The sequence below is a fragment of the Martinezella lusitana genome, from assembly GCF_010668395.1.
Lineage (GTDB): Bacteria > Pseudomonadota > Alphaproteobacteria > Rhizobiales > Rhizobiaceae > Rhizobium > Rhizobium lusitanum_A.
Map to the genome: position 1 here is coordinate 32187 of NZ_WUEY01000020.1, position 16563 is coordinate 48749.

General features: G+C 59.1%; 16 protein-coding genes. 14 read left to right on the forward strand and 2 right to left on the reverse strand.

The genetic code is table 11. The features are described from left to right. Positions 1-17: 17 nt before the first annotated feature. On the reverse strand, positions 18-1682 hold the full coding sequence (locus GR212_RS29125; protein ID WP_163992115.1) for an ABC transporter substrate-binding protein: 1665 nt from the start codon (positions 1680-1682) through the stop codon (positions 18-20). Positions 1683-1857: 175 nt separating this feature from the next. On the opposite strand from GR212_RS29125, the gene GR212_RS29130 reads away from it, so the two are divergent. The 5 genes from GR212_RS29130 to GR212_RS29150 are packed head-to-tail and all read left to right on the forward strand — an operon-like array spanning position 1858 to position 6737. After that, entirely contained in the window at positions 1858-2577 is a 720-nt protein-coding gene (locus GR212_RS29130) for a GntR family transcriptional regulator (protein ID WP_163992117.1), read from the forward strand. Between the two features lie 40 nt (positions 2578-2617). Continuing rightward, positions 2618-4087 (forward strand): dihydropyrimidinase, encoded by a 1470-nt coding sequence (hydA, locus tag GR212_RS29135; RefSeq protein WP_432444416.1) that lies wholly within the window; start codon positions 2618-2620, stop codon positions 4085-4087. A 10-nt stretch (positions 4088-4097) separates the two neighbouring features. Beyond that, positions 4098-5024 carry a dihydrodipicolinate synthase family protein gene (locus tag GR212_RS29140; RefSeq protein WP_163992120.1) on the forward strand — a complete coding sequence of 309 codons (927 nt, stop codon included), beginning with the start codon at positions 4098-4100 and terminating at the stop codon, positions 5022-5024. Between the two features lie 5 nt (positions 5025-5029). Next, positions 5030-6442, forward strand: a complete 1413-nt coding sequence (locus GR212_RS29145) for a M20/M25/M40 family metallo-hydrolase (protein WP_163992122.1) — start codon at positions 5030-5032, stop codon at positions 6440-6442. Continuing rightward, entirely contained in the window at positions 6414-6737 is a 324-nt protein-coding gene (locus tag GR212_RS29150; RefSeq protein ID WP_163992124.1) for a 2Fe-2S iron-sulfur cluster-binding protein, read from the forward strand. The genes GR212_RS29145 and GR212_RS29150 overlap by 29 nt, the downstream gene beginning before the upstream one ends. An 82-nt stretch (positions 6738-6819) precedes the next feature. Here GR212_RS29150 and GR212_RS29155 read toward each other — a convergent pair whose 3' ends face one another. Then, positions 6820-7608 carry an IclR family transcriptional regulator gene (locus GR212_RS29155; RefSeq protein WP_163992125.1) on the reverse strand — a complete coding sequence of 263 codons (789 nt, stop codon included), beginning with the start codon at positions 7606-7608 and terminating at the stop codon, positions 6820-6822. A 169-nt stretch (positions 7609-7777) separates the two neighbouring features. On the opposite strand from GR212_RS29155, the gene GR212_RS29160 reads away from it, so the two are divergent. Genes GR212_RS29160 through speB form a run of 9 tightly spaced genes read left to right on the forward strand, consistent with a single transcriptional unit; the run spans position 7778 to position 16537 of the window. Next, on the forward strand, positions 7778-8614 hold the full coding sequence (locus GR212_RS29160) for an ABC transporter permease (protein WP_163992127.1): 837 nt from the start codon (positions 7778-7780) through the stop codon (positions 8612-8614). Next, positions 8611-9447 (forward strand): ABC transporter permease, encoded by an 837-nt coding sequence (locus tag GR212_RS29165; RefSeq protein ID WP_163992129.1) that lies wholly within the window; start codon positions 8611-8613, stop codon positions 9445-9447. Before GR212_RS29160 ends, GR212_RS29165 begins: the two co-directional genes overlap by 4 nt. A gap of 35 nt (positions 9448-9482) precedes the next feature. Further along, positions 9483-10550 carry an ATP-binding cassette domain-containing protein gene (locus GR212_RS29170; protein ID WP_204326809.1) on the forward strand — a complete coding sequence of 356 codons (1068 nt, stop codon included), beginning with the start codon at positions 9483-9485 and terminating at the stop codon, positions 10548-10550. Positions 10551-10591: 41 nt separating this feature from the next. After that, on the forward strand, positions 10592-11662 hold the full coding sequence (locus GR212_RS29175; RefSeq protein WP_163992133.1) for an extracellular solute-binding protein: 1071 nt from the start codon (positions 10592-10594) through the stop codon (positions 11660-11662). A gap of 56 nt (positions 11663-11718) precedes the next feature. Further along, the gene (locus tag GR212_RS29180) at positions 11719-12906 is read left to right on the forward strand and encodes a CaiB/BaiF CoA transferase family protein (protein ID WP_163992135.1); all 1188 of its coding nucleotides are present in this window, start codon (positions 11719-11721) and stop codon (positions 12904-12906) included. Positions 12907-12963: 57 nt separating this feature from the next. After that, complete coding sequence (locus GR212_RS29185) at positions 12964-13893, forward strand: dihydrodipicolinate synthase family protein (RefSeq protein ID WP_163992137.1); 930 nt, start codon at positions 12964-12966, stop codon at positions 13891-13893. Between the two features lie 4 nt (positions 13894-13897). Next, positions 13898-14674, forward strand: coding sequence for an enoyl-CoA hydratase/isomerase family protein (locus GR212_RS29190; protein ID WP_163992139.1), 777 nt, complete (start codon positions 13898-13900; stop codon positions 14672-14674). Between the two features lie 14 nt (positions 14675-14688). Then, entirely contained in the window at positions 14689-15471 is a 783-nt protein-coding gene (locus tag GR212_RS29195; RefSeq protein WP_163992141.1) for an enoyl-CoA hydratase/isomerase family protein, read from the forward strand. A 19-nt stretch (positions 15472-15490) separates the two neighbouring features. Then, entirely contained in the window at positions 15491-16537 is a 1047-nt protein-coding gene (gene speB, locus GR212_RS29200; protein ID WP_163992143.1) for an agmatinase, read from the forward strand. Positions 16538-16563 lie beyond the last annotated feature (26 nt).

Here is a 16563-nt window from a genome sequence, read left to right on the forward strand (position 1 = left end):
TCGAAATCCTATTCGGTTCAGTTTTTGGCGAGCCAAACGGTGTTCATCTGCTCGCGGAGATTGCCGGAACTGACGAAGCCCTTGACGCGGGTCTGTGCGGCGGCCGGAGGCTTGGCGTTGACGAGCGGAATGATCGGAAGATCCTTGCCGAGCATGTCCTGTGCTTCACCCCAGAGCTTGGTTGCGTCCTGGGTGTTGGGTGCGGCGAGCGCCTGCTCCATCTTCACCTGCAGGGCGTCGTTCTTGTAGTTCCACTGCTTGCGCGGCTTGCCGTCGACATAGCCGAAATAGTTGACGAGCAGGAAGTTGTCGGCGCTCGCCCACTGGCAGATCGTGCCCATCAGATACATTGGATACTTGCCCGTGACGTAGGCGTCGAGATAGTTCGGCGACCAGATGTCGGACTTCGGCTCCACCTTGAAGCCGACGGCTTCCAGATTGGCGGCGATCGCCTGGAATTCGCCGCTGGCATCCGGCATATAGGGACGGACGACATTCGACGGATACCAGAACTGGATCTTCAGCTGGTCGGGCGTATATCCCGTCTCGGCGAGCAGCTTCTTGGCCATGGCCGGATCGTATTTCGGCAGGTTGAGCGGCTTGGCATATTGGAAGGCAGGCGGCAGAAAGCCGTCCGCTGCGTCGGCATAGCCGCCGTAGAAACCGTCGATCAGCCCGTCCTTGTCGATGGCATAGGCGATCGCCCGGCGAACCCTCGGGTCGTTGAACGGGAAGACCTCGTCATTAAGGGCCAGCTGGAACATGTTGCAGCTGTCGCCACGCTCGACGATCTGGAGCTTCGGATTGGCCTTGATGATCGGCACGTCGCTCGGGCCAACCTGGAAGGCGACGTCGATATCGCCGGCCTGCAGGCCGTTCAGGACCGTTGCCGGGTTCGAAATCGGCCGGAACACCACCTGGTCGAGGCAGGGAATGCCGGCCTTGTCCCAGTATTTGTCGTTGCGCGTGATCGTCAGATGATCGCCCTTTGCCCATTCCTTGAACTTAAACGGGCCGGTTCCGACAAGTGCGGTCGGGCCGCCCTGCGCAAACGGGATCTTGCTGATGTCGGTCACCGAATTGTCGGCGCCGCCGGCCTTTAGAGCGGTCGGACTGGCGATCGAGAAGCCGGCGAGAGCGAGGTAGTCGAGGAACGAGGAGTTCGGCTTCTTCAGGTCGATTTCGACGGAGTAGTCGCCGGTGACCTTGACCGCGCTGATGATGCTGTTCGCGCCGAAGCCGATCGTCGCCGCCGTATAGGGGGCGTAGGGCTGCAGCTCCTTGGCAAGCGATGTCCAGCGGTCGAGATTATACTTGACGGCCACGGCGTTGAACGGCGTCCCGTCATGGAACGTCACGCCCTCGCGCAGCTGGAATTTGTAGACCATACCGTCGGCACTGATGTCGGGAAGCGATTTGGCGAGCACCGGCTCGAGCTCGGCGACCTTGCCGGGCTTCGGCCCCATGAGGCCCTGCATGACATTTCCGGATATGTACCAGACCTGCGTGTCGGAGGCGAGCATCGGATCGCTGCGCAGAATGTCTGCCGGCATGGCGACAACCATTGTGCCGCCGGTCGTCCCGCAGCTTGTCGGCGGGTTTGACTGTGCGGCAGCGGAGGTACCGAATAACGCGGCCGCAACGAAAATAGAAGATGTCAGAAGCGTATGTTTTGCAGGCATGCCGTTCCCCTTGTTGTAACTGAGCGCCCGTAAACAACTAATTTTTTCGAAAATGCCGCTTGGCATCACTCCTTACTGGACTATCGTGATCAGTATGCTAATCACTACAGTGGTTTTATGTCAACGCTGTAGTGATCAGTTAATATGAAAAATGCTGCGTTGCGGGAGGTATGGAATGGTCGGTGGCCGGATGACGGTGCAAATGCAAAAGGTCGGCATGGAAATTGAGGCAGAGGTGCCGCAGGCGCGGTGGGCGCAGATCTATGCGGAGCTGCGCCGCCGCATCATCTCCTGCGAACTTGCGCCCGGCGCCTCCGTTTCTGAGGTCGCATTGGCGCGCGAATATTCCGTCAGCCCAACGCCGGTGCGGGATGCACTGTCGCGCCTCAGGCAGGAAGGCCTGGTCTCGCCGGCCAATGGCCGAAGTTATCAAGTGACGCCAATTAGTCTCAGTGATTTCAAGGGCCTCGGGGACGCACGGTTTATTCTTGAATCCGGTGTCGTGCGCATGTTGATTGCGGAAGCGTCGGACCAGGCGATCGATGCCTTGTCAGCGATCGCGCGCCTGCCAAATCCGGTTCCTACCGAGGCCGCTGACCTGATAGGACTGAACAGGGCGTTCCATCTTGGCGTTGCCAAACTAACAGGAAACCACCGCATCGTCTCGATGCTGACGCGCATACTCGATGAGTCTGAACGGTTGTTCAATCTCGGCATCATATCCTGGCCGGTCCGTCATCTTGAGGAAACGCATCTTGAACTGATCGACGCCTTGCGTCGTCGAGACGTCGACCGCGCAGTCGCAATCTGCCTGCAAGAAACTCAGGAGACCAATCAACGTGTCATTGAAGCGCTTTTGCGCGATCCCGGACGCATTCCGATTGTCGCCGGTTAGAGAGTGAGATTCTACCGCACCATTTTTCGAAGGAATCAGCTTGATGAGGCATGTGTTCGATCTTGTTATCCGCGGCGGTACGGTCGTTACGTCCGGCGAATGTTTCAGGGCTGATGTGGCGGTGCGTGATGGCCAGATTGCAGCTATCGGCGTCAATCTGCCGGGAGGGCGCAGGACGATCGATGCGAGCGAACGGCTCGTCTTGCCGGGCGGGGTCGATAGTCACGCGCATATCGAGCAGATGTCGTCGGGCGGCTTCATAAATTCCGACACCTTCCTGTCGGCCACGACAGCGGCGGCTTTCGGTGGCACGACAAGTGTCATCAGCTTTGCCGCGCAAAACACCGGGCAGAGCCTGGCACGCGTGGTCGAGGATTACCATCGGGTGGCAAAAGCTGGCGCGGTCATCGACTATGCCTTCCACATGATCCTCGGCGATCCGACCGAGGCGGTGCTGACTGACGAACTGCCGGGCCTGATAAAGGCGGGCCATTCGTCGCTGAAGATTTTCATGACCTATGACCGGGTGAGGGTCGATGACGAGCGCATTCTCGAGATCCTCATGAAGGCTCGCGAGAATTCCGCCTTCGTCATGGCCCATGCCGAAAATCACGGGATGATCACCTGGCTCACCAACCGGCTGCTCAAGCGCGGGTATGAGCACGGCCGATATCATGCGCTGGCTCATGCGAGACTTGCGGAGCGCGAAGCAATTTACCGCTTCCTGGCTTTGGCTGAACTCGTCGATCAGCCGGTCATGGTCTACCATGTCTCGACGGTGGAGGGATCCGCCGTCATTCGCGAAGCCCGCGGTCGTGGCCAGAAAGTATTTGCCGAAACCTGCCCGCAATACCTCTTCCTGACACGCCAGGATCTCGACCGGCCCGGCAATGAAGCGACCAAGTTCATGTTCTCGCCACCAGCGCGCGAGACGGCGGACGCGGATGCATTGTGGCAGGCGCTGTCGCTCGGCGATCTGCAGATCATCTCGTCGGATCATTCGCCCTATGCCTTCGACGGGACCGGCAAGCTGCGCAATGCAGCGGTGCCGAACTTCAAGCAGGTGGTCAGCGGGGTTCCCGGCATAGAGGCGCGGCTGCCGCTGATGTTCGATGCAATGGTATCGAGCGGCCGGTTTTCCGTGCAGGACTTCGTGCGCTGGACGGCAAGCGAGCCGGCCAGAATCTACGGGCTTGCACCGAAGAAGGGCAGCATTGCCATCGGCGGCGATGCCGACATCGCGATCTGGGATCCGGGGAAAACCGTGACCTTCAGCGATTCGGCTGTGCACGATTTGTCGGGGTTTACGCCGTTTTCGGGTCGCACGGTCAGGGGCTGGCCGGAAACCATTATCCGCCGCGGCGAAGTGATTGTGGCCGACGGCAAGCTCCACGCTGCAGCTGGCTCAGGACGCTTCCTGGCGAGAGCCGCCGGCGAAGCCGCCATTCCAACCGGCAAGTTGCCGCTCGAAATGGACAGCGCCCGGAATTTCGGCGCCGAACTGTATTGAAGGAGTCATCATGACCATAAACGAAGCCAAGGGCGTCTATGCCATCGCGGTTACTCCCTTTCACGACGACGGTCGGATCAATCTTGACGGGATTGGCAGGCTCTGTGATTTCTACGCTGAGGCCGGCGCCTGCGGGCTCACCATCCTCGGGATGATGGGCGAGGCCCAGAAACTCGATGCCGCGGAAGCAACCGAGGTTATCCGCCGCTTCATGGCGCATAGCAGCGTGCCGGTCGTGGTTGGGGTCTCGTCGCCTGGCTTTGCCCCGATGCAGCGGCTGGCGCAGGAAGCGATGGCGCTCGGTGCGGCCGGCGTAATGGTAGCGCCTTCGGCCAACCTCAGGACGGACGACCAGATCGTCGGCTATTACGCCAACGTCTTGGATGCGATCGGCAGCGACATTCCCTTGGTCATCCAGGATTTTCCGCTGGCCCAGTCCGTCGTCATGTCGCCGGCCGTCATTCGCCGCATCGTCAACGACAATCCCGCCTGCGCAATGCTCAAGCATGAGGATTGGCCGGGGCTTGACAAAATCACCCAACTGCGAGCCTGGCAGGCCGACGGCTCGTTACGACCGATCTCGATCCTGTGCGGAAATGGCGGCGCCTTCCTGGACCTGGAAATGGCTCGCGGCGCGGATGGTGCGATGACAGGCTATGCTTTCCCCGAAATGCTGGTCGATGTCGTCGATCGGGCGCGACAAGGGGATATCGAGGCGGCAATGGACATTTTCGACGTTCACTTGCCACTGGTGCGCTACGAGCAGCAACCGGGACTGGGTCTCGCGGCCCGTAAATACGTACTGCATCGGCGAGGCGTGCTTTCCAGCGAAGCTCAGCGCCGACCCGGCCCGGAGCTGAGTCCTGCTGGCAAAGGTGAGGTCGAACTGCTGCTGAAGCGCATGTCGCGCCATGATCCCCGCGCCAATATCGGGTGAGCGCGATGAGCGATCTCGAGGCAGTTCTCGCCCATGTCGATGTTCAGGCTCACGACTACGTTGCCCGCCTAATGGAGTATGTGCGGCAGCCGAGCATCAGCGCCCAGCGCATCGGCATGGACGAGGCAGCCATGCTTGCCTGCGATATCATTTCCGAAAGACTCGGCATGGAGGCGGAGCTGCTGCCGACTGCGGGCTTCCCCTGCATCTTGGCCCGGCACGGCCCTATTCCTGACAAGCCCACCGTGCTCATCTACGGCCATTACGATGTGCAGCCGCCAGAGCCCTACGAGGCCTGGCTGAGCCCGCCTTTCGAGCCAACCATCCGTAATGGCCGCGTCTATGCGCGGGGCGTCGGAGACAACAAGGCTCAGCATTTCGCTCATATACTGGCGCTCGAAGCCTGGCATACCGTCCATGGCAGCTTTCCATGCAATGTCATCCTGATGCTGGAAGGTGAGGAGGAGGTCGGAAGTCCAAACCTTGCGGGCTTCGTGCGCGAGCATCGCGAAAGGCTGGCGGCCGACTTCGTGGTGATTTCCGACGGCCATCTGCATGAGAGCGGTCAACCTGTCATCTGTTTCGGCAATCGCGGCTTCGTTTCCTTCGAGTTGCACGCCCGCACGGGCAGCCGGGATGCGCATTCCGGAAATTTCGGCGGCGTGATGCCTAATGCAATCTGGTCGCTCGTTCATTTGCTTGGCACTATGAAAAATGCCGACGGGTATATTACCATCGCTGGCCTGCACGATCAGGTCGTCCCGCCCTCCAATCGCGAACGTGCAGCTACCGACGCGCTGCCGGTCGATCTCGGCGCAGTCCAGTCAACACTCGGCTTCCGTGCAATCGATCGACCAGAGGACCGGCCTTATTATGACCGGCTGATGTTCCATCCGACACTCACCATCAACGGACTACACGGCGGCTATGAGGGCGAGGGTTCCAAGGCAGTCATTCCGGCGACGGCCTTTGCCAAATGCGATATGAGGCTCGTGTCCGGACAGACACCGGAATACGTGATGCGCTGCGTCGCCGACCATGTCCACGCCTTTGCGCCCGATGTCGAATTCCGGCCTCTACAGGGCACTCCGCCGGCGAGGACTCCGATCGACTCCCCCTATGCCACCTATCTGATCGAAGCCGTTAGGGCAGTATGCGGTAGCAAGCCGTTGATCCAAGCAAGCCTCGGCGCAACGCTGCCCACCCATGTATTTTCTACGATTCTCGGTCTGCCGACCTTCCTCCTGCCTTTTGCCAATGCGGATGAAGCCAACCACGCGCCGAACGAGAATATTTCCATCGACTGCTTCATGAGTGGAATCCGCATCTCAGCGGCCCTCTTTGCCGCGCTCGGCCGGTCAATTAGGATGACCAGAAAGGACCCTTCACATGACCCTGATAACTTACGTTCTGGCTGACGGAACTCGCCGCGATGTCGATGTGGAGGTCGGGAGCTCAGTAATGGAAGGAGCGCGCGAAAACGATATCCCCGGCATTGTCGCCGACTGCGGCGGTGCTTGTGCCTGTTCGACCTGTCATGTTTATGTTGATAGAGACTGGATCGATAAACTCCCTGTTCCCGATGCGATCGAGCAGGATATGATCGAATTTGCCTGGCAACCTGAAGCGTCACGCAGCCGGCTGACATGCCAGTTGAGAGTGAGGGATGACTTAGAAGGTCTGATCGTGCACATTCCCGAGCGCCAGAATTAGCACCCATATGACAAGTTGGCGGGATAAGCTTTAATCGCGCTAAAAATGGTACGACAGCAAGCGGCCTCTTGCACCCTGTATGTTACAATTCTGCATGTCCAACAAACGACAAGACCGGCTTCAATTCTTCAGCGGCCTCTGAGAGAGCGAGCACGTATTGGTCAAGGCTGGCTTCGGAAAACATCTGGTTCTCGAAACCAGTCATCCCGATCGAGAATACGACGCCAGCAATCGGAATTTCGATCGGAACAGCGAGGGCAGTGACTCCAAGATCGAATTCCGATTTGGTTATAGCGTAGCCTCTGACTCTAACTTCAGCCAATTCCTCGCGGATTGCGGCGGGATCAACAATCGTATTCGGTAAATACTTCTGCAGAGGTAGGGAAAGCTCTCTATCAACGATCGCAGCATCCTGAAACGCGAATATGGCCTTTCCTGACGCGGTCGCGTGAATTGGCGAGGCTTCGCCTGGCACCACGAGCGTCCGATCCATCCTTTCTGGTGTTGCGAAGGCGACGAGCCGAACCTTATTACCCACGAGTTGGTTGACATAAGAAACCTGACCAAACTGTCGAAGCAGGCGAGTGAGGATCGGATCCGACAGCGTTTGAATGTTTCGTGATCCAAATGCCATGTGCATGACACGGATCAATCGCTGACCGAGTTCATAGGTCTTATCCTGTTCCCGTGATGCCAGATATCCGATAGCGACGAGACTATTGACCATTCGGTGTGTCGTCGACGGTGCAAGTCCAACGGCTTCGCTGATCTTTTTCAATGTCAATCCGCCTTTGTTTGCGGCGACGACATCCACGATCTGAGCGGCTCGCGCGAGAGGCGCCGAACCTTCGCTTGCGTCATTCTTCTCCATCAGTCCCCTCAATCTCGGAATTCCTCGCCGCCATACTTTTACGCGGTCGCTATCCGGCATTCAAACAATCGGCTTGACAGCCGCGTCCGATACTGTTTACGTTCCATTTAACGGAATTGCAATTCCGAAAAACGGAAAAGTTGCTGAAGCAATCTCCAGGGGTACAGTTATGGTGCATATGGCGCGAAGGCGCTGGAGCGACCCGTGGACATGGGGCGCTCTGCCAGGAATTCTATTCATCGTCGCAGGGTTCGGCGCTGCGCTCGTATTTACGATCAACCGCAGCCTGACCGATCCCGGGCCTGAAAACTACGCTCGCCTCATCGAATGGCGCTCGCTCGTCATCTTGCTGAACACGATCCAGGCGTCAGCGTTTGTCGTGATCGTCACCCTGGTTGGTGGATATGCCTATGCCTACGCCATGCGCGTCGGGCCGAAACCACTCAAGATCTACCTCATGCTCTTTCTCGCCATACAGTTCGCGACCAGTTCGGTTGCCCGGGCTTTTGCGTGGATCCAGTTGCTCCAGACTCATGGTGTCATCAACAAGCTACTAATGTCCTGCGGCATCATCGACCAGCCATTGAAGTTGATGCGCAATGATCTCGGTGCCATCATCGGAACAAGCCACGTTCTGCTGCCGCATATGATCCTCGTCCTTTATGCTTCGATGCAGCGTGTCGACCTTGCAACGGTCGCCGCCGCCCGCAGTCTTGGCGCCAGCCGGATCCAGGCCTTTTGGCAAATCTTCGTTCCCGCAACCCGTGCCGGTATTCTCACTGGGTGCGGCCTCATCTTCATTCTCGGATTGAGCTTTTACGCGACGCCGGCACTCCTCGGAGATCCGTCGCGACAGATGATCAGCGCCTCGATCATGACGCAGTCCGAGTATGGGAATTTCGGCGCGGCGTCCGCTATGTCGACGACCCTGGTTGTGATCACCTTGGCAGGCCTGCTCGTCATCAACCTATTCAACCGTTCCGCAACCGATCGGAGGGGGGCATGACTGTCCGGCTTGGCCCCTTTGGGTGGATCCTGCTGATCCTCGTCAACGTCTTTTTATGGGCGCCGCTCGTTGTGGTGGCGATGCTCGGATTTTCCGACGCCAACAGCATGACTTTTCCACCACCTGCCTACTCGACACGATGGCTATCGGCGTTGTTGTCCGATCCGGTCTGGACGCAATCGATCACGACAAGCCTGCTGATCGGGTCGGTGACCGTTCTGCTGTCTTTAGTGCTCGGCGTGCCTCTTGGTCTCGGCGTGGCACGCGGAGCAATCGGCCGCCAGTATTCAGTCCAGGCACTGGTGGCAACGCCGTTGATCCTCCCGGCAATCAGCCTCGCGGTCGGCTTCTACTTCGTCTTCGCGACGCTGAAAGTTCTTGACTCGATCGTGCCCCTCGTCGTCGCCCACACCACTGTCGGTGTTTCATATGTCGTTATCACCGTCGTCTCGGCCAGCCGCACTCTTGATCCGCGACTAGAAGCAGCGGCACGAACAATGGGCGCAAGCTTCAGCAAGGCGCTCATCACCATCACACTGCCGCTCATCTCGGTCGGCATTATCGGCGGCGCAGTTCTGGCCTTTCTCCATTCCTGGGACGACGTCGTCGGGGCTCTGATGCTTGGCACCGCCCGTGTCCAGCCCTTTCCCCTCAAGCTTTGGGGCGAGATGCAAAACGTCTTGGACCCGATCGCTGCGACAGCGGCCGTTCTCCTATCGTTGGTCAGCATCGCGATCCTTCTTATTGGCGGCCTGATCGTCGTATTGCGACGGCGCCGAATGCCGACGGGACAGGCGGCCAATGTTCTACTGCGCTCGGGAGCATCTTCATGAACATCGCAACCCCACGATCCGGTGCGCCGATCACTGTGCGCAATGTCAGCAAACATTATGGCTCATTCATTGCCCTCGATGACATTACGCTTGACGTAGCGCCGGGTAGCTTCTGCACCTTTCTCGGTCCGTCCGGGTCGGGCAAGACAACAACGCTCAATATCGTCAGCGGTCTTGTCGACGCCGACCAAGGGATGGTTGAGATCGCCGGGCGCGACGTGACCCGGCTCTCGGCGGAAAAGCGGGAGCTTGGCTTCGTCTTTCAGAACTACGCGCTCTTTCCGCATATGACGATCGAGAAGAACATCGAGTACCCGCTCAAGTTGCGGAAGATCCCGTCAGGGGAACGGCGCCGTCGCGTCGGTGAGGCTCTTGAACTGGTTCGCCTGTCGAATATCGCCGGGCGCTACCCGTCAGAACTGTCCGGCGGGCAGCAGCAACGTGTCGCGCTGGCCAGAGCCTTCGTCTTCAGCCCGAAGGTATTGTTGATGGACGAGCCGCTCAGTGCGCTTGACGCCGGCCTGCGCAGTCATCTGCAAAGGGAGATCGTCCGCATCACCCGCGAACTCGGTTGCACCGTTTTGTATGTCACCCACGATCAGGAGGAGGCGCTTGCGATGAGCGATCAGGTCGTCCTCTTTAACAATGGGCGCATCGAACAGACCGGTACGCCGGCTGAACTCTATCGCGCCCCGCGATCCGCCTTTTCGGCGACGTTCGTCGGCGCGGGCCGGCTGCTTGGCGGGCGGCTGGAGCGGCAGGGATCGGACTGGGCCATCGTCGGCGAGCGGGCATGGGTTATCCCCGTCAGCCTTAATGCGGATAGACCGATTGCCGGCTCCGCGGCTGCCGTTTTCCGGGCCGAGACTGCGACGCTGCGGAAACCGGATGCAACACTTCCCGATGGCTGCATCCACTTGGCCGACGGGCGGGTGAGTGAGGCAATATTCTTGGGCGGCCAAATGCGCGTGATGATCGATCTGGGCGACGGCCACGAGCTTGAATGCCGCTGCAACTCGACGGAGGCCTGGCGAACGGGAGATCTCGTCGGCCTGGATCTGCACAAAAGCGACCTGCCCGTCGCGGTTCCATACAGCCGCTGAGATACCGACCGTAACAAGCACTCAAAGCAAGGGGAATAACAATGACATCAGTGATTGCACGCATATCTAGATCTCTTATCGCCGCCGTCACGGTCGGGGCGATGCTCTGCAGCACCCTTGCGCCACCTGCCATGGCGCAGGGAAAAGTAACGCTCGTCTGGGTCGGTTATGGCGGCGCCAGTGGCGAAGCCGTGAAGAAGCTTTGGCTGGAACCTTTCATGAAAGCGCATCCCAATATCGAGGTCATCTACCAGACTGGTGTCCAGTGGGCAAAACTCAAGGCGATGAGAGAGACCGGCGATGTGACCTGGGATCTCTATGAGGGCGACCTCTACGCAACAGACCCTGAGAATTACTTTGAGAAGATCGACTGCACGGTCATCCCCTGCAACGAGATCATGCAGGACTCAAACCGAAGCGACTACACCATCGTCACGCGGACGCTGGTCAACGGCTTTGCGTATGACAAAGCCAAGTTTGGGGATAACCCACCCAAGACCTGGCAAGATTTCTTCGATATTCAGAAATTTCCTGGCAAACGCGGCGTGCTTGCGCGCCCGACCGCAGCCGGCACGGTGTTGATGGGCGCAATGACGGGCGCCGGTGTCCCGCGGGATCAGCTTGTGCCCTATAAACTCGACAAGGCGTTCGAAGCGCTCAACAAGCTACGCGATTCCGACAATCTCGTTCTGTTTGCCCAAGGCCCACAATGCCCGCAGCTTCTGCGCGACAAGGAAGTCGTCATGGCCGGTCATTGCGACGCCGGCTCGATCGTCGCCGCCAACGAGGACGGCGCCAATCTCGGCTTTGCCTGGGATTCGAGCATCGTGCTTGCAGCCTCCATCGCCGTCGTAAAAGGCAGCAAGCATCCTAAGGAGGCCATGCAGCTCATCGCCTACATCTTGGATAAGGACAACAACGCCAAACTCAGCGCGCAGGTAGCGCAAGGGCCGGCCAACACGCTGGCAATGGACAAGGTCGACCCGAAATACAAGGCCTGGACGCTTGCCGGCCACCCCGATGTGAAGCCGCTCACCTATGACTGGCCTTACCTGCGCAAGGACGGCCAGGCGATCAATGCCGCCTACGAAAAGTGGTTCTCCGGAAACTAACAGATACAGACTGGGGCCGGCCGATATCGGTCGGCTCCCATTGAGGAGTGAATAACATGACAGAGGCAGAACCGAACCTCCCTTTCTCGGGCGTGAAGGTCATCAGCTTTGCCCAGTTGGCGCAGGGACCTGCCAGCGTGCAGTTGCTGGGCGACCTGGGCGCCGATATCATCAAGATCGAGCGGCCCGGTACGGGTTCACTGGAACGGACCTATCGGTTGCGCAACGGCGAAAGCCTGCTATTCCATATGCTGCACCGGAACCAGCGCAGCTTGACGCTGGATCTGAAGGCGCCGCAAGGCAAGGATATCGTCAACTCACTTGTCGCGACCGCTGACGTCGTTGTGGAGAATTTCCGACCGGGCGTGATGGACAGGCTTGGCCTTGGGTACGAGGCGCTGTCGAACATCAATCCAGGTATCGTCTATCTTTCGGCCTCGGGTTTCGGTCCATCTGGACCTTATCTGTCACGCCCTGGACAAGACCTGATCCTGCAAGGACTGACCGGACTTGCCAGTGCGACCGGCAAAAGAAGCGACCTGCCGACACCCACGGGCGCATCCGTCATCGATCTGCATTCGGCCGCCCTTAACGCCTTTGCCATCTCGGCAGCGCTGTTCCACCGAACGAAGACCGGAAAGGGCCAACTGATAAACACCAGCCTGATGGATGCGGCTGTCCATCTGCAAACGGAAAACGTCTTCGATTGCGCCAATGGTATCAAGAAGGTCCGCAGCGAGTGCGGCCTTGCAAGCCCCGGCGCCAGCGCGCCCTACGGCGTGTTCGAGACGAAGGAAGGTTGCATCGTCATATCCGACGTTTCGACCGCCCAACTCGCTGATGCGCTCGAAGAACCTTCGATTGCGGAATTCACCAAAGAGGAAGCCTACAGCCGGAGGGAAGAACTTCATGCCATCGTCAAACCGATCATGATGAGGCGCACAGCGGAAGAATGGCTGGACCATCTGCTTGCCAAGGGGATCTGGTGCGGGCCGGTGAAAACATATGATGAGCTCCTCGTCGATCCGCAGATGGAACACAACAAGATGATGTTCGAGATGCAGCATCCGCGGCTCGGCACGCTTCGCAACATCCGAAGCCCAATCACAATGTCAGAAGCACCGCTGGAGCGACATCCGCGTCGAGCAGCGCCGGAAGTGGGCCAGCACACGGACGAGGTTCTGCACGAACTGGGTTTCGATGAAGCACGCATCGCGGCCCTGAAGGCGGACAAAGTCGTCTGATCACAATGGCCGCCATCCGGCGGCAACCAAAGCATTTTCAACTAGGTAGGAAAAACCATGAGAAGCGTAAAACTCGGCGGCGTCGTGCCAGCCTTGCTCACTCCCTTTTTCGACGATCTTTCGATTGATTACGCGTCCTTGCGTCGTCTCGTCGATCGATGCCTCGAAGTACAAAGTGTCGCAGCCCTGTTCGGCGTCGGACACGCCGGTGAAGTCGCCGCACTGACACGCGAAGAGCGTGCGGAAGTCACACGCGTCATCGCCGAGCGGGTGAAGGGGCGTGTCCCGGTCTTGGCCGGTGTCTATACGGACTCGCTGACCGAAGCCGTCGCGCATGCCAAGGATGCCAAGCAAGCCGGCGCGGATGCGGTCACCGTTTTCCCGCCACCGATTTTCGCCGATGGTGCTTGCGCCAGCCACGAAATGCCGCTGTTGTGGCATCAGACCGTCGCCGAGCAGGCAGAGATCCCGTTGGTGCTTTTCCAGTTCAGCCCGGGCGGCGGGCTTGGCTATACGCCAGACACTCTGCGCAAGCTAGTGGCATTGCCTTATGTCGTCGGCATCAAGGAAGGCAGTGCGGGCATGGTGCCATACCAGCTCAACGTCGAGATCTGCCGCGAAGCCAATCCGCCGGTGCCCGTATTGACCTCGAACAATTCGTCGCTTTTGTCTTCGCTTGCCGTCGGCGGCGAGGGCGTTTTGTCCGGGAGTGGAAGCGTCATCGCGGCCGAACTGGGAGAGATGTGGAAGGCAGTCGAGCAAGGCGATCTCTTTGCTGCCCGCGAAGTCCACGAAAAGCTCCGACCGCTGACCAAATGCTTCTACAAGGCGCCATTCATCGACATGCATACGCGCATGAAGGAGACGCTGGTTCTTCTCGGCGTTCTGGAGCGCGCCACTGTGCGTCCGCCACTTCTGGCAATCAAGGACGAAGAGCGTGCGGCGCTCCGCAGCGCGCTTGAGCTCGCCGGTCTGCTGAAGGCGTGACGGCATGGCTGAGTGTGTCGAGCTAATCTATGACGGCCGCATTGCAGAAATCTGGCTGAACCGCCCCAAAGTCCTCAATGCGCTCAGCCGTCAACTGATGGACGAGTTGAATGAGGCCGTTGCGGACATTGCCCGGTCAAATGCGCGAGCGCTAATCCTTGCTGGCCGAGGGGAGCGCGCCTTTTGCGCTGGCGCAGACATCAAGGAGTTCCGGCCAATTGCGACCACCGTCGATGCAAGGGCCTATCATTACCGGCGCGATGTCTGCTCGGCACTCCAGGCGCTGCCGATGCCAACGATCGCGGCGGTTCATGGCTACACTTTTGGCGGTGGCATCGCGCTCGCGCTTCCCTGCGACGTACGCATCGCGGCGGACGATACGATCTTCGCCCTTCCGGAGACCGCGCTGGGCACGTTCCCCGGAATGGGCGTCACGGTTCGATTGCCGCAGCTCATTGGCCGAAGCGAGGCGAAGCGACTGATCTTCACGGGCGAACGGATCGATGCGTCCGAAGCGTTGCGCATGGGGCTTGTGACGGCGGTGGTGCCGCGGGAAGCGCTTGTCGATGAGGCGCGTCGCTGCGCTCTGCGCATCTCCGAAAAGGCGCCACTCGGCATTGCGTACGCCAAAGAGTCCGTCGTGCGAGGCGAGCGGATTCCGCTGGCCGAGGGTCTACGGGTTGAGACCGATCTCAACATGTTCATGGATACGACGGAGGACTATGCGGAGGCTGCCCGGGCCTTCGTTGAAAAGCGTAAGCCGCGCTTCAAGGGCGCCTGAACGAAATCATGAGGATGCCAATGCCGGAATGCATTGAACTGAATATCGAGAACGAGATCGCTGAGTTGTGGCTCAACCGTCCAAATGCGCTGAACGCCTTGAGCGCGCAGCTGGTTGGCGAAGTCAATGACGCTCTTGCCGAAGTCGAGAGGGCGCGCCCGCGCGTCTTCATCCTGGCCGGACGAGGCGAGAGGGCTTTCTGCGCCGGCGCCGATATCAAGGAATTCAAGCCAGTCGCAACGACGGTCGAAGCTCGTGCGAGGCACTATTCGCGTAATATTTTCGATCGCATCGAAAAATTGCCCATGCCGACGATTGCTGCCGTTCATGGTTATACGCTGGGCGGAGGTTTGGAACTGGCCCTATGCTGCGACATGCGTATTGCGGCTGAGAATGCGCGGTTCGGGTTTCCAGAAACGGGTCTCGGAACGTTCCCAGGGGCGGGCGGGACACAGCGCGCGCCGCGCTTGATTGGCCGCAGCCAGGCCATGTGGATGATCTTTACCGGCGAGCGACTGAACGCGAGTGACGCATTACGCATGGGTCTGGTCAACAAGGTCGTGTCTACGGACGCGCTCATGGGAGAAGTCTGCAAGATCGCGAGCATGATCTCGGCCAACGCGCCGCTCGGCGTTCAATATGCCAAGGAGGCGATTTTACGTGGCGAGAAAGTGCCGCTGGAGGAAGGGATCCGCATCGAGACCGACCTCAACATGTTCATGGACACGACAGACGATTATGCCGAAGCGGCACGCGCTTTCATTGAAAAGCGTAAGCCGGTGTTCACCGGCCGCTGAATCTTAAAAGGGTGATTATATGGATCAGGACAAGCTTAACGCGCTGCGCGCGAAATACGGTGACAGTCATGGCGGCGAACTGTTCGACGATCGCTTCCGCAAGGTCGCAGACAAGATCTTTTCGAAGTCAGGCACAAGATTGGCGCCTTACTCAGGTTTACCGACCTTCCTCTCGGCGCCTTACATGCCGGTCGATGCCGAAGTGCCCGATTTTGGCAACCTGCAGGTGGCGATCGTAGGGGTGCCAATGGACCTGGGCGTCACCAACCGACCCGGGTCAAGGTTTGGGCCTAGGGCCTTGAGAGCAATCGAGCGTATTGGGCCTTATAACCATGTTCTGGAGACAGCGCCTGTCTTCGATCTGCGCGTGGCCGACATCGGTGACGTTCCATTCCGCAGTCGTTATCGGCTGGAGATGAGCCACGTAGACATCGAAAAGCGGTTCAATCAGATCGTCGAGGCCGGCGTTCTGCCTCTTGCGGTCGGCGGTGACCATTCGATCACCCATCCGATTCTGAAAGCCGTTGGTAAAAAGCGACCCGTCGGCATGATTCATATCGATGCCCATTGCGATACCGGCGGCGCTTTCGATCAGACCAAATTCCATCATGGCGGCCCCTTCCGGAATGCCGTGCTCGACGGCGTTCTCGACCCGGCACGCACGATCCAGATTGGCATCCGGGGATCTGCCGAGTATCTTTGGGAATTCTCCTACGAATCTGGAATGACTGTGATCCACACGGAAGAGGTCAGCGGCCTTGGTATCCCGGCGATCATCGAGAAAGCCAAGGCGATCGTCGGAGGTGGCCCAACCTACTTGTCCTTCGATATCGATAGCCTCGATCCAAGCTTCGCGCCGGGCACCGGGACGCCCGAGATGGGCGGCTTAACCTCCCGCGAAGTTCTCGAGATCATCCGAGGTTTGAAGGGCGTGAATATAGTTGGCGGAGATGTCGTTGAAGTCGCGCCTCAGTATGACGCGACCACCAACACCGCTCATGCCGGGGCTCAAGTGCTATTCGAAATTCTCAGCTTGATGGTCTTCAGCACTTCAATGGCTAGCTAAGCAATGGGTGGTCGGTTCAACTCCCT